General features: G+C 36.8%; 3 protein-coding genes. All 3 read right to left on the minus strand.

Annotated features, from left to right (window positions below; genetic code table 11):
- Positions 1-305 precede the first annotated feature (305 nt).
- The 3 genes from H4J57_RS19335 to H4J57_RS19345 all read right to left on the minus strand — a co-directional run bounded on the left by H4J57_RS19335 (position 306) and on the right by H4J57_RS19345 (position 1,934).
- Positions 306-809 (minus strand): DNA topology modulation protein FlaR, encoded by a 504-nt coding sequence (locus H4J57_RS19335; protein ID WP_182169561.1) that lies wholly within the window; start codon positions 807-809, stop codon positions 306-308.
- A gap of 123 nt (positions 810-932) precedes the next feature.
- Positions 933-1,487 carry a CbrC family protein gene (locus H4J57_RS19340; protein ID WP_182169515.1) on the minus strand — a complete coding sequence of 185 codons (555 nt, stop codon included), beginning with the start codon at positions 1,485-1,487 and terminating at the stop codon, positions 933-935.
- 117 nt (positions 1,488-1,604) lie between these two features.
- Positions 1,605-1,934, minus strand: a complete 330-nt coding sequence (locus tag H4J57_RS19345; protein ID WP_182243968.1) for a hypothetical protein — start codon at positions 1,932-1,934, stop codon at positions 1,605-1,607.
- Positions 1,935-2,068: the final 134 nt, after the last annotated feature.

The following is a 2,068-nucleotide window of genomic DNA, read 5'->3' on the forward strand; positions in this document are numbered from 1 at the left end:
ACATAAATAGTTAATTGATGGAAGTGAGAAACAATAAACACCGCACCACTTCGCCACCAAACTTTAATTGATAAACAATAACAAAAAATGATTACCGATCAACTAAATACAAAAGATTACCAAAAAAAAGGAAGGAAAGTAAAAAACGCCGCTTCTTTGCATAAAAATATAAACTAGCCAAACACTTTAAAAATAGAACAAATGGTGCCTGCTAACGCCGTTTTAAGCGGCAAATTGCAGTTGGCTAAAATAAGTGAGGCACGAACAAAAAGCCAACTGTAATTTGTCCGACTTGAAAACCCTTGTTAGGCATTAATTTTATGCCGTAGCTCGTTGTAATTTTTACAAAATATTATTTTATTTTTATGCTCTGCGGTAAAGTCTAGAATACGAACCATATTGTCATTATCGAATTTTTGATTCCACCAATACATCTCTATGAAAGAGGATAATGATTCTTTACGGAATTGACCTAAAATGAATTTCCGCTTAAGAAAGCGTTTAAATATACGCCATTGTCTAAGTAAAACAGGTGGATTTAAAATAACAATAAGGTCAGCATCACGAAAAGAATCTGCCAGCCATTTATAATAAACACCTTCGACGATCCAATTTTCTTGGGACAATACTTGGTTTAATTTTTCTGCTCTAGACTCTTCACTAGATCGAATGTAAGCGTTTTTATTTTGCTCCCAAAAGACTCTATCAAGATCGTAAGCATTCAACTTTGTTAATTCTTGGAGTTTAGTCGAGCTAAATGTTTTACCACTACCTGGACCACCAATGATGTGAATTTTACGATACTGCAAGAGTTGACTCCATTGATGCCTAACGCCCCATTAAGAGGCAAATAATAGTTGGCTAAAATAAGCGACGAAGGAGCAAATAGCCAGCTGTTATTTGTCCTGCTTGAATGGCTTGTTAGCCTTCTTTTAATCGAAGTCTGAATAGCCCCCTAATTTCCCACAGTGATTACATTTAAATATGTATGCGGCTGGTGAACCATCGGCGTCTAAAGCATTAAAATAGTTATTCCAGTCTTCTTCACCTATTTTATAGGTCTTAATAGTTTCGGATTTTAGTTGCTCAATTAAATCAGAACCAAATTCTTTTATTTCTTTTGCACCTGCTAATCCAATAAAGGAAGCCGCATCATTACAATGGGTCCACCACTTGTGCTCTTGCCACCCACTAAACCCAGGTGTACGAAAAGCAACTTCTTCTTTGATCTCAGGAGCAACTTCTGACCACGAGCCATAATCACCAACTGCGTCATGATCTGTAAATTCAGCATCGAATTTTTTATGCGCTTCTCCGTTGGCAATGCACCATGGGCAAATTGAATCTTCTAAGTCTTCCTCCGAATAAGGAAGACCTGTATAAATAAACCCAGTACTTTTACCGCAGCACTCACAAACACAATCAGATTCTTCAACCGAACCTGTAACAAGTGGTTCTGGGTGATACTTAAATTTTGGAAGTTCCATATACTCTCGAGAAGGCTAACGCCTTGCTAAGCGGCGCAAAATAGTTGGCTAAAATGTGCGAGGAACGAAGCGCAGCCAACTGTTATGCGTCCGTTTGAGCAACTTGTTATGTGGTATTTACACTACAAGCTGACCATCAATAAATTTACTATTACAAGAGCTACAATTGTGCTCAACATCAGAGTTTGTACCACGAGGGCTATTTGCATAGTTTTCACGAATATCATCCGAACCACAAATGGGACAATATACTTTAATATATTTATTGATTAGTTTTACGCAAAAATACGTACAAAATCCACCTAAAATAAACCCTGCTGTTACAAACCAAATATCATTGAATACATATCCTGCTAATACAGCTCCGATTAGTGGAAGTAATATAGATAATAAAACTAGAGCTAACCTAAAAGTTTCAGCTTTCTTTAATGCTGGATAATAACTCATACATACCACATAACGCCCCATTAAGAGGCTTTTAATTGTTGGTTAAAATGTGAAGCGTAGCGGAACCTAACCAACTGTTAAAAGTCCTGCTTGAATGGCTTGTTATGTGTATGAACACCTAACTATTTTGTATC

This window comes from Colwellia sp. BRX8-7 (assembly GCF_014077275.1).
Taxonomy (GTDB): domain Bacteria; phylum Pseudomonadota; class Gammaproteobacteria; order Enterobacterales; family Alteromonadaceae; genus Colwellia_A.